Origin of the sequence: Neorhizobium sp. T6_25, assembly GCF_002968555.1 — a bacterium.
In the GTDB taxonomy this organism is placed as follows: Bacteria; Pseudomonadota; Alphaproteobacteria; order Rhizobiales; family Rhizobiaceae; genus Neorhizobium.
Genome location: NZ_PVBL01000006.1, coordinates 219,735 through 245,170 on the forward strand (window position 1 = coordinate 219,735; position 25,436 = coordinate 245,170).

Consider the following 25,436-nt stretch of genomic DNA (forward strand, 5'->3'; position numbering starts at 1 on the left):
GGAGATGGCGATGATCGGCGAAATCCGCAAGAAACGGTTGATCGAGGCAATGCTGGAAACTGGGCTCGACGGCCTCGTGCTCTACGGCAATGCCTGGCAGAACGACTACCTGCGTTATGCCGCCGATTTCGGGATTCTGGAAGGCGAGGGTCTGGCGGTCGTCACCCGCGACGGCAACGTGACCCTTTATCTCGATGACGAGCTGGAGGGCGAACGCGCTGCGGTCGAATGCCCCGAGGTGAAGACCGTCGTTGCGGACGACCTGATCGGAACGGTGTCCGGCGCCATCGCCCGGCTCGGCAACAGCCGCATCGCCGCCGGCCCGAAGCGTCACCTGCCCTACGGGCTTGCCGCCCGGCGTGGCGACCTGCGTTTTGAGGACGCAACGGCGCTGGTCGATCGCCTGCTGATGGTAAAATCCGCCGACGAGCTGAATGCGGTGCGCAGCGCCGCACGTCTGGCGGACGAAGGTTATGCAGTCTTCCGCAATGCCGCTGCCGCCGGCAAGAAGGATTACGAGCTGATCGCCGAGATCGAATCCTTCTTCCGCAACCAAGGCGTCGACGACAATTTCATGATCATCGGCGTCGGCGGTCCGGAAGTGCGCGGCATGGCGCCGCCGCTCGGGAAGATCCTGAAGCCCGGCGATCTGGTGACGACCGAGCTTACCCCTTGCGTCAACGGCTACTACGTCCAGATCTGCCGTACGCTGGTCATCGGCGAACCGAACGAGGCGCAGCGCAAGGTGTTCGGCATCTACAATGAAGCGCTGGAAGCCGGCCTTGCGGTGGTCAGGCCGGGCGTTACGGCCGCCGATATCGCTCGCGCCGAGAACGACATTTTTCGCGCCCATGGCTTGGGCGACTATGTGACCAGCGAATACACGCGTGTGCGCGGCCACGGCCTTGGTCTCTTCCCGGATACCAAGCCGCATATTCTCGAAGATGTGAACACGGTGATCGAAGAAGGCATGTCGATGATCGTGCACCCGAACACCTATAATCCCGAGATCGGTTATTTCGTGCACGGCGACTCGCTGATCGTTCGCGCCGACGGTCCGGAAATCCTGACGACGACGCCGCGCGAGCTGTTCTCGGTCGGCGCCCGGAGGATAGCGGCATGAGACACGGTCTGATCCTGTGGCGCGAGGACGAACTCTCCCTCACCGACGTCAAGGCCCGGCAGGGCCGCCTGCAGCAGGCGATCGCCGCCGCCGGGCTGGATGGCGTCCTGATCTATACCAACCATGTGCGTTCGGCCGGCGTCACCTGGGTCTCCGGCTTCACGCCCTACTGGTCGGATGGCCTGTTGCTGGTGTTGCGTGAGGGCGCCCCGATCTTCCTGACGGCGCTGTCGAAGCGCGTCGGCGAGTGGGTCAAATCCGTGGCACCGACTTTTGAAGTCGCTCACTCGCCGTTCCCGGGCAAGCTCGCCGGCGAGCGGCTCGCCAAGGTCGGCGCCAGGCGTCTCGGCGTGGTCGAACTCGACCGCATGCCCGGTGGCGTTGTGGACGAGATCCTGTCCGTCCTGCCGGTCGAACTCTTCGATGCGACGGAGCTTTTCACTGCGGTTCGCGGCCAGGCGGATCGCGCCGAGCTCGATCTCGTGCGTTGCACCGACAATATTGCTCGCGCGGCATTCAAGGCGGGTGACATCAACGGCAGATATGCCGGCGATTTCACGGGTCCGGTCGAGCGGGCCGTGCGGCTTGCCGGCGCCGAGGAATGTTATGTTGCCGTGGCGGCCGATCTTTCCAAGGATCGTCGTTTCATCCGCACCGGCAGGCAAGAACTCGGCCGCACTTTCGCGGTGCGGCTGTCGATTGCCTATAACGGCGTCTGGGTTCGCCGGATCGAAACCTTCTCAGCGGTTTCCGAAATCGCCGCGCGCCTTGCCTCTGTGAGCGCGGAGCTGGACCGGACTTCTCCCGCCTTTCCGGCCAATGGCTCGATTTCGGCTTTCCGTCTGCCGGATGGCGCCGAGCTGATCGACTGGCATCTCGAAGCGCCGCACGGCACCCGGCCGCTGAAGGTCGTAGCCGATGCGCAAACGCCGCTTGCCGCGCCGGCCCCCTACGGCATCCTGACGACGGCCTTCACACTCGATGGCGAGACGATCGTCGCATCGCGTCCGGTCGGGCTTGACGAAAATTCGATGCGGGAGGCGGCACAATGAACGCACGCGATCTCGTTTCCATTCTTAAGACGATCGATGGCGGAGATCAGAAACTCCGCGATCTCGTCAACCTCCATACCGTCGACGCGCTGGCATGTCTGGCGGCCGGTGCCGGTGCGACCGAAGGCTCCTCACTCCTCGCCTTCTATCGCGAGACCGGCGCGGGCAACGCTATTTCCTCTGCTGCCGGCGCGTCGGCGGTTATCCGTTTTACCGAATGGGACCCGATCCACGTGCCTTCCTGCGCAACACCCGGTGCCATGGCTGTGCCGGTGGCGCTGATCTTCGCGCAGGACTATGGGGCCTATGTCAGCGCGGTTGCCGCTGGCCATGCCATCGGCGTGGCGCTCTCGGAAGCCGTCGGCGGTGTTTCGGCCTTGCCGGAAACCTGGCCGGGTCTGTTTGCGGCGCCTGCCGTGGCGGCTGCGAGTGCGGCGATCGCGCTTGGCCTTGCCGAGGAGCAGATTGCCCAGGCGCTGGTGCTTTCCATGGCCGGCAGTTCGGGCCGCAATGGTCGCCCTTCCGGCATCCCGTCGGCGCGCTGGCTGGTGATCGGCGAAGCCACGCTGAAGGGCATTCGTGCGGCGCTTGCCGCCAAGGCGGGCATCATGGGGGATCTCGAGCTCCTTTCTCCAAGCTGGATGAAGGGACAGGCGGCGGCAGCTGTTGCCCTGGAGCCTAACCATGTCAATCCGCTGGCGATTGCGCAGATGGGCATGAAGCCATTCGTCTCCGCCCGCCAGGGCATCAACGCGATCCAGGCTTTCCGTCATCTGCTGGAGAAGGGTGTTGATCCCAATACGATCGAGAGTATCGAAGTTTTTCTGCCCCTGGTCGCGGCCCCCGTCGTCAGCCGGCCGCTTGTTGCCGAAGATCGCTTGTCGACCATCGCCCATCTCGGCCTGCAGCTCGGGATCGCCGCTTTCGAGCCCGCACGGCTGATGGATGTCGACCGCGCCCTTCCCTTCAATGCGGATGTCGTGGTCTTTGCCAAGCGCGTGACGATCACGGCCGATGACACGCCTGCCGGCGAAGGTTGGCCAGCGCGGGTTGTCGTCTCGGCAAAGGGACAGACACGCGAGGCCGTTTGGCCGCAGACTTCCGGTGAGGGCGCGCAGGTAATGCTCGACCGCAAGATCGACAGCCTTCCCGCTAAGACAGCGCAGCGATTGCAGCGACTGCAGGCCGCGCTTGCCGAAGCCGGCGCGGCTGCGGTTCAGGAGGCCCGCAGCCTGCTGCTGACGTTTACGGATGCCTCTTTCCCGAGGAGCGAGGCGGCCTGAAGGGACACTGGAATTCACGAAAGCAGATGCCGCAGGGAGTGCCGGCATCACAAGGAGGAGAGAATGTTGAAATTTCTGAAAACTATGGCGACAGCGGCGGCACTTGCCGCGCTGTCCTGGCAGGCGGCGAGCGCCCAGGCGATCGAGAAGAAGGACATCACGATCGGCCTGCCGCTCAATACCTCGACCCTGTTGCCGATCTATGTTGCCGATGCCCAGGGCTTCTTCAAGGAAGAAGGTATCAACGTGAAGATCGTCGCCTTCAAGGGCGGCACGGATCTGGTGCGCGGCATGGTCGCCGGCGCCGTGGATATCGGCGTTGGCGCGTTCTCGGAAGCACTTGTCGGGGTCGAAACCGGCCAGGGCGTGAAGATTTTCTATGGCGGCTTCAACATGGCCGTCTTCGACTGGTATTCGGTGCCGTCGATCAAGACGCTCGAAGAAGCCAAGGGCAAGCGTTTCGGTGTCTCGACCTTTGGTTCGTCGACCGACTTCCTGACGCGTTATGCGCTGAAGACCAAGGGCATCGATCCGAAGAGCGAAGTGCAGATCGTCCAGGGCGGCGGCTCCGTGCCGCGTCTTGCTGCGATGGAAGCCGGCCAGCTCGAAGTCAATATCTTCGCGACGCCGGAAAAGTTCATGGCGGCCGATCGTGGCTTCAACCTGATCCTGCAGCAGAAGTCGATTGCGCCGGATTTCCCGTTCCATTGCTTCTATGCGCGTGAGGATTTCATCAAGAACGATCCGAATGCCATCAAGGCCGTGCTGCGCGGCTTTGCCAAGGCCGTCCGGTGGTCCAAGGCCCACAAGGAAGAATCGGTCAAGCTCCTGGCCGCCAAGCTCGGCCTGGAGGAGACCTATCTCAACCGCGGTTATGACGACTTCATCGATGAGATCTTCGAAGACGGCCGTCTGGCGAGCGAAGCAGGCATGAAGGCCTTCTGGGACGTCGGCATCATGAACGGCACCTATAAGCAGCCTATGCCGGTGGACAAGTATTGGATCGGCACGTTCCACGATACCTACAACGAGTGGAAGCCGAAGTGAGCCTTCCATTTGGTTTGGTAATATAACGAGAGCGGGCGAAGGCCCGCTCCAGGAGGAGAAAGCAGTGGCGCAGATTGAAATCCGCGATCTCGGGATCGATTATCGCAAACCGAAGAGCAACGAGGTGTTCTCTGCCGTCGACAGTGTCGACCTGTCGGTCGAAAAGGGCGAATTCGTCACCATTGTCGGCTCCAGCGGTTGCGGCAAGAGCACGCTGCTGATGGCGGTCGCAGGGCTCGTCGGCCTCACGCGTGGGTCGATTGAGATCGACGGCAAGCGGGTTGACGGACCGGGGCCCGACCGCGCGGTGGTGTTTCAGGAAGCCTCTCTGCTTCCCTGGCGTTCGGTCCGTGGCAACGTCAAGTTCGGGCTCGAAATGCAGCGCTGGAGCGGCGGCGACCTTAACGAGCGAGCCATGCAGATGATCCGCCTCGTCGGCCTCGGCCGTTTCTCGGACTATCATCCCCACCAGCTTTCCGGCGGTATGCGCCAACGGGTCAATATCGCCCGTGCGCTTGCCGTCGACCCCGAAGTGCTGCTCATGGATGAGCCGTTCGGGGCGCTCGACGCTCAGACCCGCGAGATCATGGGCACCGAACTTTTGCGCATCTGGGAGCGGGCCAAGAAGACGGCTTTGTTCGTCACTCACGATATCGACGAAGCGATATTCCTTGCCGACAAGATCGTCGTCATGGGTCGCAATCCGGGTCATATCAAGGAAGTGATCAAGGTCGACCTACCGCGCCCGCGCAATGAGGCAATCCTCGACAGCGACGCCTTTCACGAATTGCGCAAGCGTCTGCGCGCTCATCTGGCCGAAGACATGTCCAGCATGCAGCTGGTGCAGGAGGTTGCATGAGATCGGCAGAGATGACCGCCGAACCGGCGGAGGCCCGGCAGCTGTCCCTTTCCTTCCTGCGTCCGTCGCGCTCGGCGGCAATCGGGACGCTTGCCGTCCTTGCATTTCTGGTCCTGTGGCAGGTCGCCCCGACCATGGGCTGGGTGAATGGCCGTTTCACCAGCCGCCCGTCCGAGGTTTTCCTCGCAGCAATCGATATCTTCCGGAATGATGATTTCCTCTATCACGCCCGCATCAGCCTGACGGAATTCGTGGCCGGTTTCGCACTGGCGATCGTGGTATCCATTCCGCTCGGTGTGCTGCTCGGCACGTCGAAGATCGCCCGTCACCTGATCGATCCGCCGCTGATGGCGCTCTATATCGCCCCGACGCTGGTGCTGCTGCCGATCATGGTGATCTGGCTCGGCATCGACATGGCGCCGAAGATCGCCGTCGTTTTCCTGGGCGCTGTCTTCCCGATCGTTCTCAATACCATGGCCGGCATGAGCGAGGCGGACCCGAAGTTTCTCCGCATGGCGCGTTCGTTCGGGGCGACCAGGTTCGATATCTTTACGCGCGTCCTCGTACCCGGTTCGCTGCCGGCGCTGCTCACGGGATTGAGGCTCGCCATCGGCCGCGCCGTGCTCGGCGTCATCGTCGGCGAGCTCTTCGTGTCGCAGGCAGGCATTGGCTATCAGCTCAATCTTTATGGCTCCGCCATGCGCATCGACCGCCTGCTTGTTTACGCTCTGATCGTCAGCGCTTTCGGCTACACGCTGACCGTCATGGTCCGATCGGTTGAGAACAGGGTCCGCGACTGGAGGTCGAAATGATCGCTGAACTTTTCTATCGCCGCCAGGCGCTGGTGCTCGGCACCCTGTCGATGATCGGCATCGTGGTTTTCTGGCAGATCGCCGTCGACACCGGCTTCATCAATCCGTTCTTCATCTCGACGCCGAGCCAGGTCGCCGCGGAGTTCATGGTTCAGTTCGAAGACGGTTCGGTCGCCACCAACGTTGCTGCGACACTTTATTGTTTCGTCTGGTCGCTTGGCCTTGCTGCCGTAGTGGGCATTATCCTCGGCATGCTGGCCGGCTGGTTTGCGGATGTGGAATCGGCGCTGGAACCGTTCATCTGGTTCAAATATTCGGCGCCGACTGTCGCCTTCTATCCGCTGTTCGTCGCCGGGCTCGGCTATGGCACGCCGACGATCATTGCGATCGCCTTCCTTTTCGCCCTGACGCCGATTTATGCCAACACGCTGTCAGGCATCAAGAATATCGATCGTGATCTGGCCCGCGCTGCGCGTTCCTTCGGGGCCAGGCCGCTCGATATCTTCCTGCGCGTCGCTCTGCCGGGATCCGTGCCGGTGATGATGGCCGGCCTTCGCCTCGGCGTTGGCCGGGCGCTGACGGGTGTCGTGGTTGCCGAACTCTTCGGCGCCAATGCCGGTCTCGGTTACGCGATCACCTATTACGGCCAGCTGATGCAGACCACCAAGATGATGGTGTCGATCGTCATCGTCGTGGTGCTCGGCGTGCTGCTCACCCAGATTCTGTCCTTCCTGGAAACAAGGACCGATTCCTGGCGCGTCGATAGCAATCGCTGAAAAACATCTAAGGACACGTCTGATGAAGATCATCGATTCCCATTTCCATTGGTGGCCGCGCTCGATTTTCGAACCGCTTCTGAAGCGCGAAGGTTTCCCGAAGGCTGTCGTGAACGCGCGTGGCGGCTATACCTATCACGGCGCCAACGGACGCCGCGGCACGGTGGCGAGCTGGAAGGAGTGGTTCGATCTCGACGACCAGCTCGCCTATATGGACAGTCTCGGCCACGATATTTCGGTGGTTTGTTCCATCGGCCCGCTGTCGATCTACTTCTCGGAACTGCCAGTCGAGGAAGGCCGCGACGCAGCTCTTGCCTGGAACGAGGAAATGGCCTGGGCGCAGAAGCGTTATCCCGGCCGTGTCTGGGCCTCGGCCGCAATTCCCCTGGTCGATACGCGAGTTGCGATCGAAGTGCTCGACGACGCGGTCAACCGGCTTGGCCTGATGGGGGTCAACCTGCCCGGCAGTGTCGGCAAGGACGGCATGATCGACGATATCCGGCTGGAGCCTTTCTACGAGCGGGTTGCGGAACTCGGCCTGCCGATGTTCCTGCATCCGACCGATGCGGTTTTCGCCGATGTGATGCAGGGCTATAATGATGCCCTGCACCTGAGCCTCGGCCGCGTGGTCGAAGTGAGCGCGGCCGCGTCGCGGCTTATCCTTTCCGGCATCATGGACCGCCATCCTGCCTTGAAGATTGTCATGTCGCATACGGGCGGCGCGCTGCCATACCAATCCGGCCGGATGGACAAGAATTCAAAGACCGCCGGCCTGGCCAAGCCGGTCAGCCATTACCTGCACCGGATGTTTACCGATACGGTTTCGCCGCATTCCGCCGGCCAGAAGTTCGCGATCGACTATTTCGGCGTCGACAACGTCATGTACGGTACGGATTATCCCTGCTGGGATCCGGCCGTCTGCCTGAAGCTTCTCGACGAGATCGAGATGAGCGCCACCACCAAGCAGAAGATCTTCCATGATAACGCGGTAAGGATTCTCGGCCTCAAAACGCCCAGGGCTGCGGCTGCGTAGAAACGCTTGATAGGGCGTTGATACGACCCACGACGGAAACCTGGCCTTCATCCGGAACCTTTTGCCACTCATCCAGATTGGAATGTTGATCCGCACAAACGGCGGACGGTGATGCCATCGGGAGGATGAGTTGAACGCCAACATTTCGGCTGCGATACGCGCCGTGCCATCTGAAGCCAGAGAAGCGATAGTCACCGCTCGGGGCCACTGGGCCTTTTTGGCAATCGGACTGGCGATCGCCGCTGCCGTCGTCGCTTTCCTGAACTACGAATTCAGCGGGCTCCTCGCATCATTGGCGATCGGTGTCGGTATAGTGTTGTTCTGCGCCGTGACATTGATTGGCGGGATTGCAAGCTGGTTGTTTTTCACCGGCCTGTTATGGAGGAGGTCGGAGGCGCGCACGCCGCCACGGCGGATGCGGCGACTGGCGGACGATGATATACCAAGGCGGTTTTGGTTCTCCGGTTTTTTTGCCACCTTGCTCTGGATTGTTCCGCTATATTCCTTGGCGGTGGGCCTCGTCTCAGCCACCGAGTAATCACTGCACCAAGGCACTGTTTTGGGCTACCCTCGCCACTCGCGCTACCGGCACGTCTCACGTTCAGAGGCGAGCGGATATCCGTCTTCCCGGTTGGTGGGCAGTCGCGCCGGAGCTGGGGCCTCCGGATCCCCTCGCTTTTCACTTGGCCGCCCTGGTTAAATTGGCTATTCGCCAACCTCAGTGCCTGGATGAGGACGATGCGTTGACCGAACCAAAGACATATACGATCCCCGCGGCATGGTTGACCCCATTGCCGGCCGACTACAAAATCCCATTCTGGAGGTGGATCCTGCTGCCAGCGTCTGCGTGGATGCTGCATCGGAATGGTGGTCAATGGGTCGGCGGCGAATTCTCCATCCGATCGAGCGACGTTCATTTCGCGAGGAAGGGCTTGATCAAAACCGGCAAACCGGCGGAGTGGAGCATACCCCTTGCTCGGATCCACAGCATCGGCTCAAAGAAGGGCATTGCGTCGGAAATTATCGAGATTCATCACACGGATGGAAAGACGAAAATTATGAGTGTCAAAGCGGAAGAATTCATCGAGCTTCTTCGCGCGTCGGTCTCGATGGGCAGGAGCGTCGCCAATCAGGACGCATCTCACCCGTAATCCCAGCGGGCCTGGTCGAGGTCAAAACCCTTGGGCATCGGCTCAACATCTCGAACCGGACGTGATGCGCACGCAGAAGACTGGCTCCTCAAGCCCCGGCCATCATTCGTTTCAACCGTGCCGCAATCGTCTCAATCTCCGGCGGCGAGGCGTCGAGCCGCTTGAGCTCCGCGTCGAGCAGTACGGGCACGCTCGCCCCTTCCGGCAGCGCCGCCAGCGCCATCCCGCGCTGCCCGTCGATCCAATAGGGCTCTTCCTTCCCACCAAAGCGCGACAGCGCCAGTAGCAGCTTGCCCTTGCGGTCAACGCCATATTGGAACTGAACATACTTGCCGCCCAAGACAGGGCTGATTTGAGCCACTTTAACTTCCCGAAGATCCAGCTTCGATTCCCGCCGCGCTAACCGGCGACTGCGATCGCTCTTGACGCCCCCCGCGAAGAGAGCGATCCCCCCTGCCGAGATCCCCAGCACGAGCGCACTATCCACGAGCGTGCGGTTCCACAGCATGTCCAGCCCCAGCGACAGCGCCGCTCGGTTGGGCTGTGATGCCGAACGCACCACGTCGACTTCATAGTCGCCGATGTTGAAATCCACGAACATCAATTCGATATCGTGTTCCAGGGTCTCGCCCTTGATTTCATAGGCAATATGGGCTGAGCACACTACGAACACCACCCGCCGCGCACGGCATTCCCCATCGGTGATCGTCGCGTCGGGCACCGCCACAGGATCGCTCGCCACCAGCCAGTCATTGACCACGCCCGGGGCCTGCCACACCCCGATGAACCCCGCCACCGCCAGGATCATCAGGCCCCCGAGATAGGAAAACACACCCGGCCATACCCCCGTCTTGCGAATCCGTATTTTCCGGTCAGGCAAGACTTGATTGAAGTCTGTTTCGGTCTTTTTCTCTCACCTCACAAGGCTCCTGCGCCCGCCATACTCCGGCTTTTCTGCCCAGTCTATGCACAATCCGACGCCCCTGCCCCGCGGCAGGACAACAACGTGCAGTGTCGATCAATCAAGCTGTGGGAGCGCCCTGGACGAAAGTGAAACTGGGTCGCTGCAAACGGAAAAGCGTCACGCAACGCCGAAACTCAACCCCAGCAAGCGGACGGCTTTCTCCACAGAATATACTGATCTGTTGGGAGCAGGAGCGTCTCCATTTTTTCAGCCTGTTACGTCCAGATGGATAGAAACCTTTCTATAAACTTAAAACAATATTAAGGGCCGCGCCGATCGTTGGATCGACAGTGTTTGCGCCGCACAGCCATAATCCCTGATCGTGAGTGCCCTTATCTCGAGTGAGACATGGCTCCCGCTCAGCAAGTCGATTTTAGCCAGTAGCGGAGTTCCACATGTTCATTCGTGTACTCGATTGCATCAGCACCGATCATAATCCGACCCTTGTTATCCTGGCGATTGTTGTCGCGCTCTTTTCGGGCTTTGCACTGTTCACCATCCTCGACCATGCAAGAGCGCGATCTGGGCGTATGAAGATTGTTTGGGTATTTGTGGCTGCCTTCGCGGCGGGTGGCGGAATTTGGTCGACGCACTTCATCGCCATGCTGGGTTTTCAACCTGCTGGGTTCGTGAGCTACGACGTAGGTCTCACAGCAATGTCGGCCTTTTTTGCAATTGCCTTTGCCGCAACTGCGACGCCCCTGTTACTGTCGCCTGGCCTTGTCAACACCCTCGCGGGCGGTCTTCTTCTCAGCGCTGCAATTGGCGTCATGCACTTCATCGGCATGAGGGCTTTGCTATTTGCGGGCACTTTCGAATGGCATTTGCCTCTCGTTGCGTTTTCGCTGTGCGCGGGCAGCTTTCTGGTGATCGCGGCGACATTCGCTGGGCGTCGACGTGCTTCGGTCGGATCTCGCCTTGCCGGGGGAACCTTATTCGGTGCGGCTATCTGCATACTGCATTTCACCGCGATGAGTGCCGCCCTTCTCAGGACAGACCTGTCTCTTCTAGTTGTGGATGGGAACCTGTCGGAATTTCTCCTCGGGCTCTCCGTTGCGGCGGTCACAACATTGATCGTGGTCTTCAGCCTGGTGACGGTTATGTTTGATCGACGTGCTCATGACGCGACCGCTGACGCCCAACAGATGCGATGCATTCTCGAGGCCGCAAAGATCGGCATCCTTGTTTGTCAGGATGATGAGGTCATCTCGGCAAACAAGGCATTCGAGCGGTTAGTGGGCTGTGAAGGGTCGAGTATCGAAGGTCGTGCCGTTGCCGATTTTTTTGAACTCCCGGCAGGCGCCAATCGTCACGCACCTCGCCTTTACGAGACTGAAGGACACCTAAAGACGGCCAACGGGGCGCGGGTGGACGTAGCGCTCAACACAACACCGATCCTGTCCGGCGGCACGGTGCGACATCTCGTCGAGGTTCGCGACATTGGCGATCATAAACGTGCTCGTGATCGCTTGGACTACCTCGCGAACCATGACGAGTTGACGGGACTCCCAAATCGAAGGTTGTTGCATGCTGAGCTGCGAAAAGAGGCGCTGTCCAATCAGGAGTTTGGGCTACTGTGGATCGATCTCGATCGTTTCAAGGAAGTTAATGACACGCATGGGCATGCGATCGGAGATGCTCTTCTCCACGCGGTGGCGCAACGCTTCCGTTCGGTTCTGGACGAACGGCATCTGCTTGCGCGTGTCGGTGGAGATGAGTTTGTCGTTCTGTTCAAGCACGCATCAAGACAAAGCGATCCCGCCAGCGCCGCTGACAGCCTGCTGAAGGCAATGGTCGATCCAATTGTCGTTGACGGCCAAATGCTGGAGATCAGAATTTCTATCGGTCTGGCCAGGTACCCTCACGACGCGAAGTCGACAGACGCGTTGATGCGCCGGGCCGATCTTGCTCTTTATGAGGCGAAAAAGACCGGCCGCAGCCGCTACGCCGCCGCGTCGTGAGTCTTGCGTTGGCGCTACCAGCTGCACGTCAAGCTCACCCGTCGCGACAAGCTTCGCCACAAGGTCAGCAATCCGTCTGTTGCCGGCCAAGGCTCCGCGGACTGCGTCCGTAGCCACCACGCCGAGATGGGCTTCGGGCCCGAGGCAACAGATCCTGCATCAGGCCGATCATCTCGATCCCGACAGACCGCATATCATCTTTTCAATCTCCAAATCGGTCACCGGCCTACTGGCCGGGATCCACATCGACCGCGGCTCCCTTTCCCCCGACGAACTGATTTCCGCCTATGTTCCGGATGCTCTTGGCTCGGCCTATGGCGAAGTCGAGATAAGAGAGCTTCTGACCATGACCGTCGCGGTCGACTTCAGCGAAGCCTATCTTGGCAGGAGTGGCGACAACCACCGCTATCGGCGCGCCATGCTCTGGAATCCCGACGGGCCTACGCCGACCCCGCGCGAGCTTCTGTGTTCGCTGCCGCGCGTCGGCACGATCCCGGAACCCACCATGCCTATCGCTCCCCAAATGCCGACATGGCCGCACTCGTTGTCGAGGCCGCCAGTGGGCATCGGTATGCCGAACTGCTGGAAGACACCATCTGGAAGCGATGGGCGTATATTCCGCGTTCAACACGGTAGACCGTGTCGACAATGCCCGATCATTGGGCGGCCTTGCGATGATCGCCCGCGATCCCGCACGCCTTGGCGAATTGCTCCGAACCGGCGGCCGAGGCGGCTGGTCAATGAACTCCGGAAGGGCGGCAATCGCGACATCTGGGCGTCGGGCGAGCAGCGCCTGCTTTTCCGGGCGGCAGCTATCGATACTTCTGGTACGAGACCGGCACCGGCTCCCTTACCGGCATGGGGATCCATGGCCAGCAGGTCTGGATCGACCGCGCGTCGAAAAGTCCTTGTGCGACGGGCATCCGAAGCCTTCCCGTCAACGACAGGCTCGATCGGAAGGTCATCGCCGTGATGAACGGCAACCCTGCTAGCTGAGCAGGCTTCCGTGATCAATCTGCTATGAGTGATATGAGGTCCGGTCGAACGGACCGCATCGGGTCAGAGCAGGCTTGCCGCGTTGGCACCTACGAGTTTTCGAATGTCGGACTTGGGCATATCAAGGTCGAGCAGGTCCTTGACGATGGCGCGATACCCTTCGACCGGACGCGGCATTTTCACGAGGCCGAGGTCGGAGCCGAATATCGTCATCTCCACGCCGGCCAAATCGACGAGCCGGCGCAATTCACGAGCGTTCCACCGTGCCGGGCCACGTTCATTAGGGATGAACATGCAGATGGAATGTTCCATATAGACGCCGAGCCGGCTCAGTTCGCCAATATCGTCGTCCGAGCAGCCGATCACATAGGTGGGATGATTGATCATCATCTTCCTTACCCCGCGCTGCTTTGCCTCGGGATAAAGCACTTTCAACTCATCCACCGACAGATGCCCACTTGAAAGAATGATGTCGCCGGCCGCTATGACATCAAGCACCTCGTTGGTTTCCTTCGTCAGCTTGCCGTTTTCGTCCAGCACCGTGAGCGGAATGGGCGGCAGCATCGGATTGACGCTCTTCGGATAGTTCTTCGTCTCGTTGGCACTCTTGTCGATATGGTTTGCAGCCGCGAATGTCGGCATCCAGACGATCTTACCCCCGAGTTTGATGGCGTGGTCAACCGCATGCGGATTGATTCCGCCGCTGGCATTGTTGAGCGCGACGCCCGAATAAAGACGAACGCCAGTCTCCGGATAAAGCGTTTCCAGCAGCTTCGCATGCGCCATGCCGGGGTAGAAATGGTCCTTGTAGACGAGAGCGGAAAAACCCGCCGCGGATGCTTCCACCATGGCTTCGTAATGGTCGAGCAGGCGAGGAAATACCGCTGGGCCGCTGTGGCAATGCAGGTCTACGGCACCGACCAGCAGGTCAGCGATCTCCGCGTTTCGGTCGAGGGTGGCGGCAGAAGCGTCGTTCATTTGGGAGCACTCCCTAAGGGCTGATAGTCGGGTTCAACGCGTGGTGTTGTCAGGTGCGGGATATTCGTCGGCATTCAGCACCCAGCCGGGCTTGGCGGAAAAATCGGCGCGTGGCGGGCTGAAAATATCGACCAGAACGTTCTTCACCGGGTCCATCGATCGGGAAGTATGAATGGCCGGCGGCGGGATGACGGCGACGGAAGGTGCCGCACAGAACTCGGCGTCGTCCGGCCTCCAGATATTGAGATCGCTGATCCAAGGCCAGCGCAAATAGTGGATGTAGGAACCGGCGACGCAGAGCGAATACTGCTCGAAATCCTCGTGGAAGTGCGGCGACATCTTGGTGATGTCCCGCGGCCCGCTGCCGGGAAGGAAGTTCACCATGATTGTCGAGCAGCGGAAGATGACACCAAACCGTCCAGGTTCAGGGGGAACATCCAGGCTGTATTGGCGCAGTTTGTGACCGCCGGCCGGAGCGGGCCAGGCCTGGAAGGGCGGCACGTTCGGATCGGGATCGATATAAGAACCCGCATTTGAGCATTTGGCGACGAGATCGTCCGCGCGGGTGGTGATCAGCCGGATCACCTCGCCATCGCCCTTCAGGTGCACCTCGCTGTCGCCCGGCGGCACGACCACGATGCAATATCCATCGACCGCCATGTTCTGACCATTCCAGCGCACCTCAACCGGCGTGTTTCGATTGGGCAAAAGAACGACATATTCATCGAGCTGGTTGGTCCGCGAAAGCACCAGCCCCGCCTTGCCTCTCGTATGTGCGACGATCAGATTTTGGCCCCGCGCGTAATAGGTCTGGCTACCATCCACCACTTCCTGCGGAGGAGCATCGTAGAAGTGGGCATATTCCGCGCCCTTATAGGCCGTGGGAACAGGATTGGCGCGGGCGGCTGCAGTGTTGAGGGCCGCTCTTGGATCGGTTGCTGCGTACATGTCGATGTCCTGTATTGTTTCAGTTTGCCGCCGCGCTGAACTCGGCGCGGATCCGGTTGGCGCTGGCGCGCAGCAGGGCCTGATCGGACGAGACGATGAACGCACTCGCCCCGTCCGCCCGGAAAGGTCCGATCTCATCGACCGCGCCGACCATGACGCAGACGGGTTTGCCGACATTGCGGGCAGCCGCCATGATGCGGGCGACTGCATCCATGACCAGCGGCTCGCCGGCGGACTTGGCCCGGAGGGAAACAGTCAGGTCGCCGCGGCCGATAAAGATCCCATCTAGCCCCTCGACCGCCAGAATGTCCGCGATGACGTCGATCGCCTCGCGGTCTTCGATCATTGCCAGAACCGCGATATCGCGATCCTGCGCCTCGATATGCGCCCACATGCCGGTGGTGCCGTAACCGCCGGCCCTTGGCGAATTGGAAAACCCGCGGATGCCGCCGCGATACCGGCTGGCGGCCACCACCGCGCGGGCGACTTCGACGGAAGCCACATGCGGAACCAGCACACCGCTGGCACCACAATCCAGCACCGACTGGATGGCGCTCGGAGCCGAGGACGGCACCCGCACCAAGCCGGCGATATCATTCGCGCGGCATCCCAAAAGGATCTGATCGGTCGAGACCCGATCGATCGGCGCATGCTCTTCATCAATGACGACGAAGTCGAAACCCGCGCCGCCGAGAATTTCCGAGGCATGGCTGGTGGGCGTCTTGACGAAGGTGCCAAGCAGTTGCTGACGCGCCTTTAAGCGCGCCGTAAACTCCGTCCGTGGCATTTTGTTCTCCCCGATACCGCTTTGTTTAATCACTCTGCGGCGTTTGGCGGCGGCAGGGGAGGGTCGGCGTCGGTTCGTTTCAACGGCTGAAATACATGCTCAGGGCGCCGGCTTGACCAGCTTGAACACGGCCTGCAGCGATGCCACGGCTTCGTTGCCCACCTCCGCAAGACCGTCGAGAAACACCAGCGTTCGTGTCTGCCGGGTGATGCGGCAGCGGCCGATGACGAAATCGAACGGCCGCACAGCCGCCAGAAACTGGACGTTGAGCTGAACGGTCACCGATCGCACCGGCGGTGCATCGGGGCTTTGCGCCCGCGACAATGTCTCGAAAAGCGTGCCGCCCAGCGCCTGATCGCAGAAGGTCGCCAGGCAGCCTCCATGCATCACGTTGGCATTGTTGAGCGTATTCGGCGTACACAGCAGCCCAAGCAAAAACTGATCGCCCTCATATTTCTGCCAGAATGGCCCGATCAGCTCGCAGAAGGGATTGGAAAGACGCCTCCTCCAACCCGCTTCAGCAGGATCGAAGACCTTTTCGGAAACCGGATCGAGTTCATTCATCATCAGGCTGCCGATCTCGCCTGTTCCAGCGACAGGATTTCGCGGGCTTCGGCCGGCGTTGCCGGCTCCGCTCCGAGCGCCCTGATGATCTCGACTGCCCGTTTGACCAGCGGCATATTGCCTTCCGACAAAACGCCGTGTTCCAAATACAGATTGTCCTCCAGTCCGACGCGGCAATGCCCGCCTAGAATGACGGACTGGGCCACCATTGGCATCTGGAACCGAGAAATGCCGAATGCCGACCAGAGAGCACCCGGCGGAACGAGCGAGCGCATCAGCAGCATCGCCTCGGTCGTGGCAGGAGCCCCACCCGGAATGCCGAGGCAGAACTGGAAAAACGGCTGTTTCGGGAGATGGCCTTCCTGCAGGAGACGGACAGCGACACCCACATGGCCGATGTCGAAAACCTCAAGCTCCGGTTTGACGCCAGCGGCCTGGATGAGTTTCGCCATGGCGATCAGATGCGGCGGCGTGTTGACGATTGCGCGATCCCCGAAATTCATGGTCGCCACATCCAGCGTGCAGATATCGGGACGCAGACGCGAGACATGGTCGGTGCGAACACCGGGCGAACGGACAGGTGGCACCGCCGTCTCATCCAGTGTCGGCGCATAACCGGCGCCCGGACCGGCGGTCAGGTTGATGATCACATCCGCCCCGGAGCGGCGAAGGCGGTGCATCACATCCTCATAAAGTTCGAACTGCATCGACGGAGCACCGGTCTGCGGATCACGCACATGGATATGCACCGATGCCGCGCCGGCCTTGGCAGCGGCAATGGCCTCGTTGGCGATCTGCTCCGGTGTGATCGGCACATATTGGCTGTTCTTGGACAAGGCGCTGCCGCCGGTCACGGCACACGTCAGTATGACCCTACGTTTCATGGGTTTCTCCTCGGGTTGGAAGCACAATTGCCATAGCCGCGCCTGCCCTGAACGAGCATTGGTCGGCAGATATCGGTGTGATGTCGCTTAGTAGCCGGTATTGTTCAGGCTGCGCATATCGACCTGGATGGCGGAGGCGGCCTCGATCATTGGCTGGACCACGGTTTCCAGGATGCGATCCGGCGGAACCGCCGTCCGGTAGAAGCCGACCCCCATGCAGGCCGAGCACCGCTGCCCGTCAAGGATCGGAACAGCGACGAAATCGAAGGCCCGCCGCGGCCCGCCGACCCGCGCATAGCCGCGTTTGCGGGTTGTCCGGAGATCCCGCAGCACGCGCGCGGCATCGAACGGCCGACCCTGGCCGCGGCGCTGCTGGGTCAGCGCGCTGAGAAGCAGCGCCCTCTCCTGGTCGTCGCAAAAGGCCAGGTAACACTGCCCCATAGCCGTGAGTTCCAGGTCGAGGAATCGGTGCAGAACGGGAAACGGGTAGGCCCAGGGACTGATCGGGGCCGTCGTGAAACTGACGAAAATATGGGAATCGCGCAAAGTCCCGAGGCTCACCGGCCACTTGATCTTGTTGGTCAGCGCCACCGACCGCGACCGCGCAGCCTCGATCAGCAATGGCGCGCCGCTGAAACCGGAGGCAAGCGAGACGACCTTGGAAGTGACGCTATAACCCCCGACGAAATTGTCGCGCACGACGTAACCTTCGCTGATCAGGGTTTCGAGCATCCTGACGATCGTCGACTTGGAAAGGCCCGTTACCTGATGCAGCGAGCCAATGGTTGCGATGCGTTGCGCATTGAGCGCCTGCAGAAGCAGGAGAACCCGGCGCGCGGATTCGACAGGCGCATAAGACGCCTTGTGTTCGTCGATACTGCCCCGCAATGAATTCGCCCTACAATGAAGATCGTTATATTTCGGCAGCTGCGGAGATTTGGCCGGTCTCTCCTTGAGCTCGCTTTCCAGCATTCAGAACTCCTCCCAGAATTCATTCGCATCGGTCTCCCAACCCATGCACGGATGAAGCCTAGTCCCGACCCACCGGCAACGCCAGAGACGTCTTTTTCCATTTCAGTCAATGAAATGAGAACAGTCAGGATCGACGAGGGCGAAAGGCGAGCGCGATGAGGCCGCCGTAGCAGGCCGCAAACACCGCCACGGCAACAATCGGGATGACCATGCCCACGAATGTGGCGGCGGTGCCGATCAGAAAGCTGCCGATCGCCGGTCCGCCGCGGATGATCATGCTGTAGATCCCCATCACCCGCCCCAGCTTGCCGGGTTCGCTTTCCAGTTGAAGCAGCGCCTGCCCGGCAATCCCCACATACATATTGGCCATCGACATGCAGAAGATCGCCACGAGCGCGAGGTGAAAGCTCGGCGTCAATGCCAGCGCCCCGAGAGAACCCGTGGCGCAGAGCACGGCAATGGATATGGGGATCGCGCCGCGCACACTGGGCGGCCGCGACAGGGTTACGATACCGGAGACCACCGAACCAAGGGCCGAAGCGGCCATCAGCGAGACGAAACCGTCTATGCCTTTGGCAAAAAGCGTTTCGGAGACCGCCGGCAGCATCTGCAAGATCCCGTTGACGCTGATACCGGAGGCGCCGAGCAGGCCGAGTGTTGCCAGCAAGCTTTTTTGGCTCATTACATACCGGAAACCGTCCGCCGTACCCGAAGCCTGAGGGGCCCCGGAAGGACCATCGATCCCCTTCTGGACCCGGATTACCGCCAGCGCATAGGAGAATAATGCGATCGCTAGGGCGCTGGCTGCAAAGGTGACGCCCACGTTGACTTCGCTGATCAGTACGCCGGCGATGATCGGACCAACGAACCGGGCAAGATTGAAACTCAGCGCATTCACGGCAACGGCGGCATGCAGATAATCAGGCGGCACGATTTCCCGGATCAACGAAAGCCGCGCCGGCTGCTCCAGGCTGCTGGATATGCCGAGGATCAGGGTGAGGCCGAATAAGACTTCGACACTTGCCAGATCCGCCCAGGACAAAGCTGCAAGCGCCATCGACTGCACGATGGCGACTGATTGTGCGGCCCGCAGTACCTTGATCTTGTCATGCGCATCGGCGAGCGAACCGGCGAAACTGCTGAGAAAAATCGACGGCAGCATGTCGGCGGCGGCAATCAACCCCAGCCAGAACGGTGATTTGCTGAGCTCCCAGGCGAGCCAGGCAACGCCGATCTTCTGCATCCACATGCCAAGGACGGAGACGATGCTGCCGATGGCAAAGCGGCGATAATGCAGGTCCTTCAACGCAAGCAGCGGATTATAGCGCCCGACCTTGGCAGCGCTCATGGGTAAAGCCGGTAGAAATCGAGACTCAGTGCGTCTTGCAAGTTTCACCTGTAGCCGTCGGAGTGGATGATGGGCGCCGCCGACGCCGGAATGCCTGATCCAATCCGATGATTTAGAACGTCCGACGGCGGAGGGGTTCACCTCCGCCGCTCGGTGATTTCATGGCATGAAACAAACTCGCGGCGACACCACATGATAAAATCCGGCCGGCAACGAATGGAGGAGCTCTCAATCCTCTTCCGCAAAAACGACCTTGCGGCGGTTGCGGATCGCGGGAAACAGCACCGCAAAGAGTGTCAGTGCCGCGACAAGCAACAGCCCGGCGGTGAGCGGCCGTTGGAAAAACACCAGCGGATTCCCGTCCGCCAGCAGCATTGCACGCCGCAGATATTCTTCCAGCATCGGCCCGAGAACAAAGCCGAGCAGCAGCGGCGCAGGCTCGCAATCAAGTTTGGTAAGACCGTAGCCGACCACCCCGAAAACCGCCATCACGACCAGATCGAACGGATTGTTGCCGACGCTGTAGACGCCAATCGCCGAGAAGCCGATGATTGCCGGGAACAGATAGTGGTTGCGCACCGACAGCAGCTTTACCCACAGCCCGACAAGCGGCAGGTTGAGGATGACCAGCATCAGATTGCCGATCCACATCGAGACGATCACGCCCCAGAACAGAACCGGCTTCTCGTTGACGAGATTGGGGCCTGGCGCCACTCCTTGCAGCATCAACGCGCCGATCATCAGCGCCATGATCGCGTTCGAGGGGATACCGAGCGTCAGCATGGGGATGAAGGAGCTCTGAGCGCCAGCATTGTTGGCCGATTCCGGGCCGGCAACGCCGGCGATCGCCCCATGACCAAAGCGTTCCGGATGGCGAGAAATCTTCTTTTCCAGTGCATAGGATGTGAACGACGACAGCATCGCCCCGCCGCCCGGCAGGATGCCGAGGATGGAACCAAGCCCTGTGCCGCGCACGATCGGCCCGGCCGATTCCTTGATATCCACCCAAGTCGGCATGAGGCCGGTCACAGGCGGGGTCAGGACATCCCGCTCCTGCTCCTTCTCGTCCTCAAGACCGCGAAGGATCTCTGCAATCGCATAGACCCCAGAGCCGAAGGCGATGATCGGGATGCCGTCCGCGAGATCCAGTGTACCAAGCGTCAGGCGCATGCTGCCGGTATAGACATCCGTTCCCACGCATCCGAGCAAGATACCCAGCACGATCATCACAAGGCCCTTCAAGACAGAACCATGCGCCAACGCGATCGACGCCACGATGCCCAGCACCATCAGAGCAAAATAATCCGACGGGCCGAAACTGAGGGCAAGTGACGTCAGCGGAACGGCGAACAGCGCGATGACGAGCGTTGCGACACAGCCGGCAAAAAAGGAGCCGAGCGCGGCAATCGCGAGCGCTGCTCCCGCCCTGCCCTGACGCGCCATCTGATAACCGTCGATAGCGGTGACCGCGGAGGCCGCTTCGCCAGGCAGGTTGATCAGGATCGCGGTGGTGGAGCCGCCATATTGGGCGCCGTAATAGATGCCCGCCAACATGATCATCGAGGCTTCCGGCTCGAAACCGAAGGTCACCGGCAGCAGGATGGCGATCGTTCCGAGCGGTCCGATGCCCGGCAATACTCCGACGGCGGTGCCGAGCAGGCAGCCGATGAAGCAGAACATCAGGTTGGAAGGTTCAAGAACCGCCCCGAAACCGAGCGCGAGATTGGCAAAGATATCCATGGCGTTTTCTAGCCCGTGATCAGGTCGCCCCAGAGGGGAATTGGCAGGTTCAGGAGAAAATGGAACACCGCAACGCAGAAGACGGTGAAACCGGCAGATAACAGCAGAGACTGCCGCAAGGTGGCGAAACGGCTGGCAAGGCTGGAAAAGAAGATCGTCAGAGCAACCGCCAGGACCAGTCCGAGCGTCTGAACCGTCGCTGCGAAGATAAGAGGGGAGCCCATCACCAGAACCGAGGATTTGATAGAGGCGAACCGAAGCGGAGCGGCATTCGCCGACAGCGGCGTAAAGGCAACGCCCAAGGCAAGCAATGCCAGCACGATCGACAGCATGACAGGGAAGAACCCTGATCCCATCTCGGCCGCGGTGCCGATCTTCAATGTGCGATAGGCATAAATGCCGGTCGCCACGCTGAAACATACGAAAATAGATGCGAAAGTAATATTCCGGCGGCTGAGCGAGTGCTGATTGGGCCTTCTCGTCTCGATTGTCATGCTGTCTTCCTCCTCAACGGCATCTCGATCGGTATAGCACTGACACTAGCTTTGATCCTGTCGAGTGGTCTCCGGCAACAGGGTCTCGCGCAGATGCGCCGGCATCGTTGTCGTCGGCTCCTCCCCCTTGAACAGGTGGTTGAAGGCCTTCGACTGGATCTTCCAGCCGCCTGCCCCATCGCGCACGACGACTTCGATAACCTCCGAAATGCTGTTCGGCGCGCCGATCGGCAGGACGGGCAGGCCATCCACCGCATAGATGGTCATGATGTATTTGATCGTTGCCAGGTCCGGGCTCTCCATCGAAATTATCGGATTGTTGATGAGATGACGGGCGACCCGATCGCCGCGGCTGCGACGCCAATCGTAGAAGGCCTTGATCTGTTCGCGGCCGAGGAAGGCGGATGGGCCTGCCCCGAAGACGCCGTCCTCGGCAAACATCATGTGGGCACACTCACCCCAATTGGTATCGACCTCGTTCCAGTATCCGGTGACAAGGGACAGGATTTCGGCCTTGGCAGTCAATTCCGCGAGTGCATCCATTGCAATTCCAGATGTTACATAGGGTAGAGCGCGAGGGCATGCGGCCAATGCGCCGCAGCAAGGCACAATCAGGCCCCATTGGGAAAGCGCCGCGATGGTGTCGCCGTAGATGACGCTGTTTTCCTAGGCGGCAAAGGGCCAGTCACTGGCCCACGGGTTTTGCTCTCCGCCCGTCCGCTTGAGTAAACTGCCAGCGCAATCCAGGGCGGCCGAAAGCGGGCTTGAACCGGTAGCCAGCCGGAAGCGTGGCTCAGGTCTTGCCCACTCTGCGAGAGCGCGGCCCTATTCGCTCCGGATCTTGTATTTGGCGATGATATTCCGCCATAGCGCCTCTTCGTCGACGACGACCTTGTGGAACTCTTCCGGAGTGGTCGGCGTGGCGATATGCCCCGCCACTGCGAATTTCCGGATCGCGTCTTCCGACTTCAGATATTCCGTCAGCACTTCGTTGATCTTCTTGACCACTGCCGGGGGCGTGCCCTTCGGGGCCATGATGCCTCCCCACGGCACCGCGACGAGATCTAGCCCCGCTTCCTTAAGCGTCGGCGTGTTCGGCAGGATTTTGGCTCGCTTGCCGGAAATGACCGCGATCGGCTTGAGGCTGCCGGCCTCGATATGCTTGATATAAGCGTCGCCGAGATAGTCCACGGAGAGGTCCAGGCTCGCCGACAGCATGTCGGTCACGATCGCCGGACTGCCCTTGTAACTGACAAGCTTGATGTCGATGCCCGCCATGTCCATGATCGCGGTCTCGATCATATGACCATAGGAGCCGATGCCGTTATTGCCGGCGCTCACCTGCGAAGGGTGGTCTTTCACATAGGCGATCAACTCGCTGAGATTGTTGGCCGGGAAGTCCTTGCGGGCCACCAGCACCATGTCGCTCACGGAAAACTGGATGATGTGCTCGAAATCCTGGACAGGCTTGTAGGCCAGGCCCGGCATTGTGTTGGTGAAGTTTGCCGCAGGTCCCGGATAGGCGGTTACCAGCGTATAACCATCCGGCTTTTGACGCGCGACATAACCGGTGCCGATGGCGCCGCCGGCGCCCGGTTTGTTTTCGACGATCACTGTCTGCCCGACGCCTTTTTCCAGCGCCGAGGCGACAAGGCGCGCCAGGTAATCGCTGCCGGCCGCGAAGGCGTGCACCAAGGTGATTGGCTTGTCCCTTGGCCATTCTCCTGCGAAGCTTGCACTGCTCGTCGCGCCCACACTCGTGAACGCCAGCAAGGCAATACCGATCGATGTCAGTATCTTGCGCATTGTTTCTCCTCCCTCAAGGCCCAGGGCGGCGCTTTAGCTTCTTGTCCCGGTCGGTCACGGATCATAAACAAAAGCTCTGGCCCGGCTATGGCAGCGAGGCATCTGTTTCAATCGTTGAAATAGGATGTAGCAATCCGTAGACGACAAACCGCTTAAAGCCAGCTTGCTGTCGAGTCTTATGAGGCATGGTCCCTGAAAGGTTTAAAACGGCCTCAATGCCTCAGGGACCGGATAGCGTTTGCCGTCATAGGCCAGACGCGTTAGTGCGGTTTCATCGTTGCGGCTCCGTTCGCCGCAGTCTCCCTTCTTGTCGAGTGCGGCGGTGCTCGAGGAGGTTTTCTCCGTCACCATGATGTCAGCATAGCCGTTGCCGCCAATTTTCCCCATCGCAAGAGTTCTCGTCGTGCGCTCGAAGGTTCCGGCACAATTGCCGTCCCACTCGCCGCTGCTGCGGATCACGACGATGCCGTCCAGCACCGGCTTCAGCTGACCACTGCCGACTGCGTAGAGCGACAGGCTTACCTCTTCAAAGGGATTGACACGTGACGCTCCTTCCTTGGCCAGCCGTACGCCAAACGCGATCTGTCCGGGTGCCAACTGATATCGCGCCGTATCAAACGTGATCGACTTGATCGCAATCGCGTCGTCGACGATCCGTTCTTTAAGACGCAGGCGCTGTTGCACCTTGAGGGTTGAGGCATCCAGCACGAGAAGTTCAAGGTCGCCCGTCGTCAATGTTTCCGACACTTCCGTGATGAGCGGAACGGCAACCAGCAATCGCTCCGGATAGGATGGCCATACCCGGCAGGTGACAGGGTGTCGCCCGTCACCCGAATCCTTCTCCTCATCAGGCACGAGGATCGTTGCCCCGTCGGCGACGAACTCCGTTTCGGACGTCTTCTCGGCAGTCGGATAGGCCTGGGCGATGATTGCGGCCGCCCTTGTTCCGCATCCGCCTTCGGCGGCAAATGCGGCTTCCGCGGAGAGGAGAAAGGCGGCGGTGATGAGGAGGCGGCGCATCATAACAATATCTCTGAAAGCGATCCGGGCACAAAGAGGTGAGTTTTGGGGCTACCTCTACAGTAATATGCACAGGCCGAATATTTTAGCGAGAGATGGGCGTGATCGTGGCTCTTGAACCAACCGAACTTCCGATCCGCAGTCTCGGATAGCCGGGATTGTGGTTTCAATTCAATGGGTGGTTATAAGCGCTGGACGTTGCGCAAAACTCGACTAAACAGCCATCTAGCGAGCCCTCGTTGCGCCGCCGCCGGCTTGATCAATGGAGCGGCGAGCGGCTACATGCGGGCGGTTCTCAACTACATCGTCGGCACGGAAAATATCTTGTCGCAGAGCAATGCTGTGCGCGCACAGTGATCACTCCTCGATCGGGAAAGCAAAGCCAGCTTTCACTCGATCCATTACCACCATGGTTTTGAAACCTCTAATATCGTGGTTCTCATAGAAAAACCGACGTGTGAAGGCTTCGTAGTCCTCCATGTCCTTCGCGGTAATAACTAGAATGAAATCGGCATCGCCCGTCACGTAGTAACCGATCATAACTTCCCGAGTGGCGCGGATCGCTGCCTTGAACCGATCAACGATGTCCGCGCGTTCGCGCTCTAGCGAGACAAGTACGATCATGGTGATACCGCGCCCCCCGGCCTTGGGCGAGACGATCGACACATCTGCCTCGATCACCCCTTCTTCACGCAGCCGCTTCAGGCGTCGCTGACAAGCCGTCGGTGAGAGATTGACAATTTGCGCCAGCTCTTCTGACGTCAGGCGATTGTTCTTTTGAACAGCCTCAAGCAGCGCCCTGTCCGCTCTATCGAGAGTAGTCATGCAGAAATCCTGC

At 60.4% G+C, this 25,436-nt stretch carries 26 protein-coding genes and 1 pseudogene; 13 read left to right on the forward strand and 14 right to left on the reverse strand.

Features of this window, described 5'->3' with window-relative positions:
* Window positions 1-10: 10 nt before the first annotated feature.
* From C5L10_RS10815 to C5L10_RS10860, 10 genes are all read left to right on the forward strand, one after another.
* Entirely contained in the window at window positions 11-1,123 is a 1,113-nt protein-coding gene (locus C5L10_RS10815) for a Xaa-Pro peptidase family protein (protein ID WP_172716989.1), read from the forward strand.
* A complete protein-coding gene (locus C5L10_RS10820; RefSeq protein ID WP_105429664.1) occupies window positions 1,120-2,175 on the forward strand; it encodes an aminopeptidase P family N-terminal domain-containing protein in 1,056 nt (351 codons plus the stop codon). The genes C5L10_RS10815 and C5L10_RS10820 overlap by 4 nt, the downstream gene beginning before the upstream one ends.
* On the forward strand, window positions 2,172-3,458 hold the full coding sequence (locus C5L10_RS10825; protein ID WP_105429665.1) for an MmgE/PrpD family protein: 1,287 nt from the start codon (window positions 2,172-2,174) through the stop codon (window positions 3,456-3,458). The genes C5L10_RS10820 and C5L10_RS10825 overlap by 4 nt, the downstream gene beginning before the upstream one ends.
* A 63-nt stretch (window positions 3,459-3,521) precedes the next feature.
* Window positions 3,522-4,505: an ABC transporter substrate-binding protein gene (locus tag C5L10_RS10830; protein ID WP_105429666.1), complete on the forward strand. Its 984-nt coding sequence runs from the start codon at window positions 3,522-3,524 to the stop codon at window positions 4,503-4,505.
* Between the two features lie 64 nt (window positions 4,506-4,569).
* On the forward strand, window positions 4,570-5,364 hold the full coding sequence (locus C5L10_RS10835) for an ABC transporter ATP-binding protein (RefSeq protein WP_105429667.1): 795 nt from the start codon (window positions 4,570-4,572) through the stop codon (window positions 5,362-5,364).
* Window positions 5,361-6,176 (forward strand): ABC transporter permease, encoded by an 816-nt coding sequence (locus C5L10_RS10840; RefSeq protein WP_105429668.1) that lies wholly within the window; start codon window positions 5,361-5,363, stop codon window positions 6,174-6,176. The genes C5L10_RS10835 and C5L10_RS10840 overlap by 4 nt, the downstream gene beginning before the upstream one ends.
* A complete protein-coding gene (locus tag C5L10_RS10845; RefSeq protein WP_105429669.1) occupies window positions 6,173-6,952 on the forward strand; it encodes an ABC transporter permease in 780 nt (259 codons plus the stop codon). Before C5L10_RS10840 ends, C5L10_RS10845 begins: the two co-directional genes overlap by 4 nt.
* Window positions 6,953-6,974: 22 nt before the next feature.
* The gene (locus tag C5L10_RS10850; protein ID WP_105429670.1) at window positions 6,975-7,985 is read left to right on the forward strand and encodes an amidohydrolase family protein; all 1,011 of its coding nucleotides are present in this window, start codon (window positions 6,975-6,977) and stop codon (window positions 7,983-7,985) included.
* Window positions 7,986-8,115: 130 nt separating this feature from the next.
* The gene (locus C5L10_RS10855; RefSeq protein ID WP_105429671.1) at window positions 8,116-8,523 is read left to right on the forward strand and encodes a hypothetical protein; all 408 of its coding nucleotides are present in this window, start codon (window positions 8,116-8,118) and stop codon (window positions 8,521-8,523) included.
* 205 nt (window positions 8,524-8,728) lie between these two features.
* The gene (locus tag C5L10_RS10860) at window positions 8,729-9,136 is read left to right on the forward strand and encodes a hypothetical protein (RefSeq protein WP_172716990.1); all 408 of its coding nucleotides are present in this window, start codon (window positions 8,729-8,731) and stop codon (window positions 9,134-9,136) included.
* Between the two features lie 88 nt (window positions 9,137-9,224).
* On the opposite strand, the gene C5L10_RS10865 is transcribed toward C5L10_RS10860, so the two are convergent.
* Window positions 9,225-9,944: a hypothetical protein gene (locus tag C5L10_RS10865; protein WP_172716991.1), complete on the reverse strand. Its 720-nt coding sequence runs from the start codon at window positions 9,942-9,944 to the stop codon at window positions 9,225-9,227.
* Window positions 9,945-10,495: 551 nt separating this feature from the next.
* On the opposite strand from C5L10_RS10865, the gene C5L10_RS10870 reads away from it, so the two are divergent.
* The 3 genes and pseudogenes from C5L10_RS10870 (at window position 10,496) to C5L10_RS34885 (ending at window position 12,697) form a co-directional block, all read left to right on the forward strand.
* On the forward strand, window positions 10,496-12,061 hold the full coding sequence (locus C5L10_RS10870; protein WP_105429674.1) for a diguanylate cyclase domain-containing protein: 1,566 nt from the start codon (window positions 10,496-10,498) through the stop codon (window positions 12,059-12,061).
* Window positions 12,015-12,362 (forward strand): annotated as a pseudogene (locus tag C5L10_RS34880) (hypothetical protein); the annotation flags it as partial. The gene C5L10_RS10870 and the pseudogene C5L10_RS34880, both read left to right, overlap by 47 nt.
* Before the next feature lie 122 nt (window positions 12,363-12,484).
* Window positions 12,485-12,697: a serine hydrolase gene (locus tag C5L10_RS34885; RefSeq protein ID WP_371411934.1), complete on the forward strand. Its 213-nt coding sequence runs from the start codon at window positions 12,485-12,487 to the stop codon at window positions 12,695-12,697.
* Window positions 12,698-13,120: 423 nt separating this feature from the next.
* On the opposite strand, the gene C5L10_RS10880 is transcribed toward C5L10_RS34885, so the two are convergent.
* The 13 genes from C5L10_RS10880 to C5L10_RS10940 all read right to left on the reverse strand — a co-directional run bounded on the left by C5L10_RS10880 (window position 13,121) and on the right by C5L10_RS10940 (window position 25,423).
* A complete protein-coding gene (locus C5L10_RS10880; RefSeq protein ID WP_105429676.1) occupies window positions 13,121-14,035 on the reverse strand; it encodes a DUF6282 family protein in 915 nt (304 codons plus the stop codon).
* 33 nt (window positions 14,036-14,068) lie between these two features.
* Window positions 14,069-14,983, reverse strand: coding sequence for a hypothetical protein (locus C5L10_RS10885; protein ID WP_105429677.1), 915 nt, complete (start codon window positions 14,981-14,983; stop codon window positions 14,069-14,071).
* 19 nt (window positions 14,984-15,002) lie between these two features.
* The gene (locus C5L10_RS10890) at window positions 15,003-15,770 is read right to left on the reverse strand and encodes an HpcH/HpaI aldolase/citrate lyase family protein (RefSeq protein ID WP_105429678.1); all 768 of its coding nucleotides are present in this window, start codon (window positions 15,768-15,770) and stop codon (window positions 15,003-15,005) included.
* Between the two features lie 99 nt (window positions 15,771-15,869).
* A complete protein-coding gene (locus tag C5L10_RS10895; protein WP_105429679.1) occupies window positions 15,870-16,337 on the reverse strand; it encodes a PaaI family thioesterase in 468 nt (155 codons plus the stop codon).
* Window positions 16,337-17,218: a 3-keto-5-aminohexanoate cleavage protein gene (locus tag C5L10_RS10900; RefSeq protein ID WP_105429680.1), complete on the reverse strand. Its 882-nt coding sequence runs from the start codon at window positions 17,216-17,218 to the stop codon at window positions 16,337-16,339. Before C5L10_RS10900 ends, C5L10_RS10895 begins: the two co-directional genes overlap by 1 nt.
* Window positions 17,219-17,305: 87 nt before the next feature.
* On the reverse strand, window positions 17,306-18,190 hold the full coding sequence (locus C5L10_RS10905) for a helix-turn-helix domain-containing protein (protein WP_105429681.1): 885 nt from the start codon (window positions 18,188-18,190) through the stop codon (window positions 17,306-17,308).
* Between the two features lie 124 nt (window positions 18,191-18,314).
* A complete protein-coding gene (locus C5L10_RS10910) occupies window positions 18,315-19,538 on the reverse strand; it encodes an MFS transporter (RefSeq protein ID WP_105429682.1) in 1,224 nt (407 codons plus the stop codon).
* A gap of 228 nt (window positions 19,539-19,766) precedes the next feature.
* A complete protein-coding gene (locus C5L10_RS10915) occupies window positions 19,767-21,278 on the reverse strand; it encodes a tripartite tricarboxylate transporter permease (protein ID WP_105429683.1) in 1,512 nt (503 codons plus the stop codon).
* A gap of 8 nt (window positions 21,279-21,286) precedes the next feature.
* Window positions 21,287-21,772, reverse strand: a complete 486-nt coding sequence (locus C5L10_RS10920; RefSeq protein ID WP_105429684.1) for a tripartite tricarboxylate transporter TctB family protein — start codon at window positions 21,770-21,772, stop codon at window positions 21,287-21,289.
* Between the two features lie 45 nt (window positions 21,773-21,817).
* Window positions 21,818-22,315 carry a nuclear transport factor 2 family protein gene (locus tag C5L10_RS10925; RefSeq protein ID WP_105429685.1) on the reverse strand — a complete coding sequence of 166 codons (498 nt, stop codon included), beginning with the start codon at window positions 22,313-22,315 and terminating at the stop codon, window positions 21,818-21,820.
* A 282-nt stretch (window positions 22,316-22,597) separates the two neighbouring features.
* Window positions 22,598-23,578 carry a tripartite tricarboxylate transporter substrate binding protein gene (locus C5L10_RS10930; RefSeq protein WP_105429686.1) on the reverse strand — a complete coding sequence of 327 codons (981 nt, stop codon included), beginning with the start codon at window positions 23,576-23,578 and terminating at the stop codon, window positions 22,598-22,600.
* A gap of 201 nt (window positions 23,579-23,779) precedes the next feature.
* Window positions 23,780-24,601, reverse strand: a complete 822-nt coding sequence (locus C5L10_RS10935; protein ID WP_105429687.1) for a hypothetical protein — start codon at window positions 24,599-24,601, stop codon at window positions 23,780-23,782.
* A gap of 354 nt (window positions 24,602-24,955) precedes the next feature.
* Window positions 24,956-25,423 (reverse strand): Lrp/AsnC family transcriptional regulator, encoded by a 468-nt coding sequence (locus C5L10_RS10940; RefSeq protein ID WP_105429688.1) that lies wholly within the window; start codon window positions 25,421-25,423, stop codon window positions 24,956-24,958.
* Window positions 25,424-25,436: the final 13 nt, after the last annotated feature.

Coding starts and splice junctions, on each gene's coding strand:
- C5L10_RS10850 (WP_105429670.1), top strand. CDS start 6,975: ATGAAGATCATCGATTCCCATTTCCATTGGTGGCCGCGCTCGATTTTC.
- C5L10_RS10885 (WP_105429677.1), bottom strand. CDS start 14,983: ATGTACGCAGCAACCGATCCAAGAGCGGCCCTCAACACTGCAGCCGCC.
- C5L10_RS10930 (WP_105429686.1), bottom strand. CDS start 23,578: ATGCGCAAGATACTGACATCGATCGGTATTGCCTTGCTGGCGTTCACG.
- C5L10_RS10920 (WP_105429684.1), bottom strand. CDS start 21,772: ATGACAATCGAGACGAGAAGGCCCAATCAGCACTCGCTCAGCCGCCGG.
- C5L10_RS10880 (WP_105429676.1), bottom strand. CDS start 14,035: ATGAACGACGCTTCTGCCGCCACCCTCGACCGAAACGCGGAGATCGCT.
- C5L10_RS10940 (WP_105429688.1), bottom strand. CDS start 25,423: ATGACTACTCTCGATAGAGCGGACAGGGCGCTGCTTGAGGCTGTTCAA.
- C5L10_RS10825 (WP_105429665.1), top strand. CDS start 2,172: ATGAACGCACGCGATCTCGTTTCCATTCTTAAGACGATCGATGGCGGA.
- C5L10_RS10915 (WP_105429683.1), bottom strand. CDS start 21,278: ATGGATATCTTTGCCAATCTCGCGCTCGGTTTCGGGGCGGTTCTTGAA.
- C5L10_RS10865 (WP_172716991.1), bottom strand. CDS start 9,944: ATGATCCTGGCGGTGGCGGGGTTCATCGGGGTGTGGCAGGCCCCGGGC.
- C5L10_RS10910 (WP_105429682.1), bottom strand. CDS start 19,538: ATGAGCGCTGCCAAGGTCGGGCGCTATAATCCGCTGCTTGCGTTGAAG.
- C5L10_RS10890 (WP_105429678.1), bottom strand. CDS start 15,770: ATGCCACGGACGGAGTTTACGGCGCGCTTAAAGGCGCGTCAGCAACTG.
- C5L10_RS10935 (WP_105429687.1), bottom strand. CDS start 24,601: ATGATGCGCCGCCTCCTCATCACCGCCGCCTTTCTCCTCTCCGCGGAA.
- C5L10_RS10845 (WP_105429669.1), top strand. CDS start 6,173: ATGATCGCTGAACTTTTCTATCGCCGCCAGGCGCTGGTGCTCGGCACC.
- C5L10_RS10840 (WP_105429668.1), top strand. CDS start 5,361: ATGAGATCGGCAGAGATGACCGCCGAACCGGCGGAGGCCCGGCAGCTG.
- C5L10_RS10905 (WP_105429681.1), bottom strand. CDS start 18,190: ATGCTGGAAAGCGAGCTCAAGGAGAGACCGGCCAAATCTCCGCAGCTG.
- C5L10_RS10925 (WP_105429685.1), bottom strand. CDS start 22,315: ATGGATGCACTCGCGGAATTGACTGCCAAGGCCGAAATCCTGTCCCTT.
- C5L10_RS10815 (WP_172716989.1), top strand. CDS start 11: ATGATCGGCGAAATCCGCAAGAAACGGTTGATCGAGGCAATGCTGGAA.
- C5L10_RS10870 (WP_105429674.1), top strand. CDS start 10,496: ATGTTCATTCGTGTACTCGATTGCATCAGCACCGATCATAATCCGACC.
- C5L10_RS10895 (WP_105429679.1), bottom strand. CDS start 16,337: ATGATGAATGAACTCGATCCGGTTTCCGAAAAGGTCTTCGATCCTGCT.
- C5L10_RS10830 (WP_105429666.1), top strand. CDS start 3,522: ATGTTGAAATTTCTGAAAACTATGGCGACAGCGGCGGCACTTGCCGCG.
- C5L10_RS10900 (WP_105429680.1), bottom strand. CDS start 17,218: ATGAAACGTAGGGTCATACTGACGTGTGCCGTGACCGGCGGCAGCGCC.
- C5L10_RS10820 (WP_105429664.1), top strand. CDS start 1,120: ATGAGACACGGTCTGATCCTGTGGCGCGAGGACGAACTCTCCCTCACC.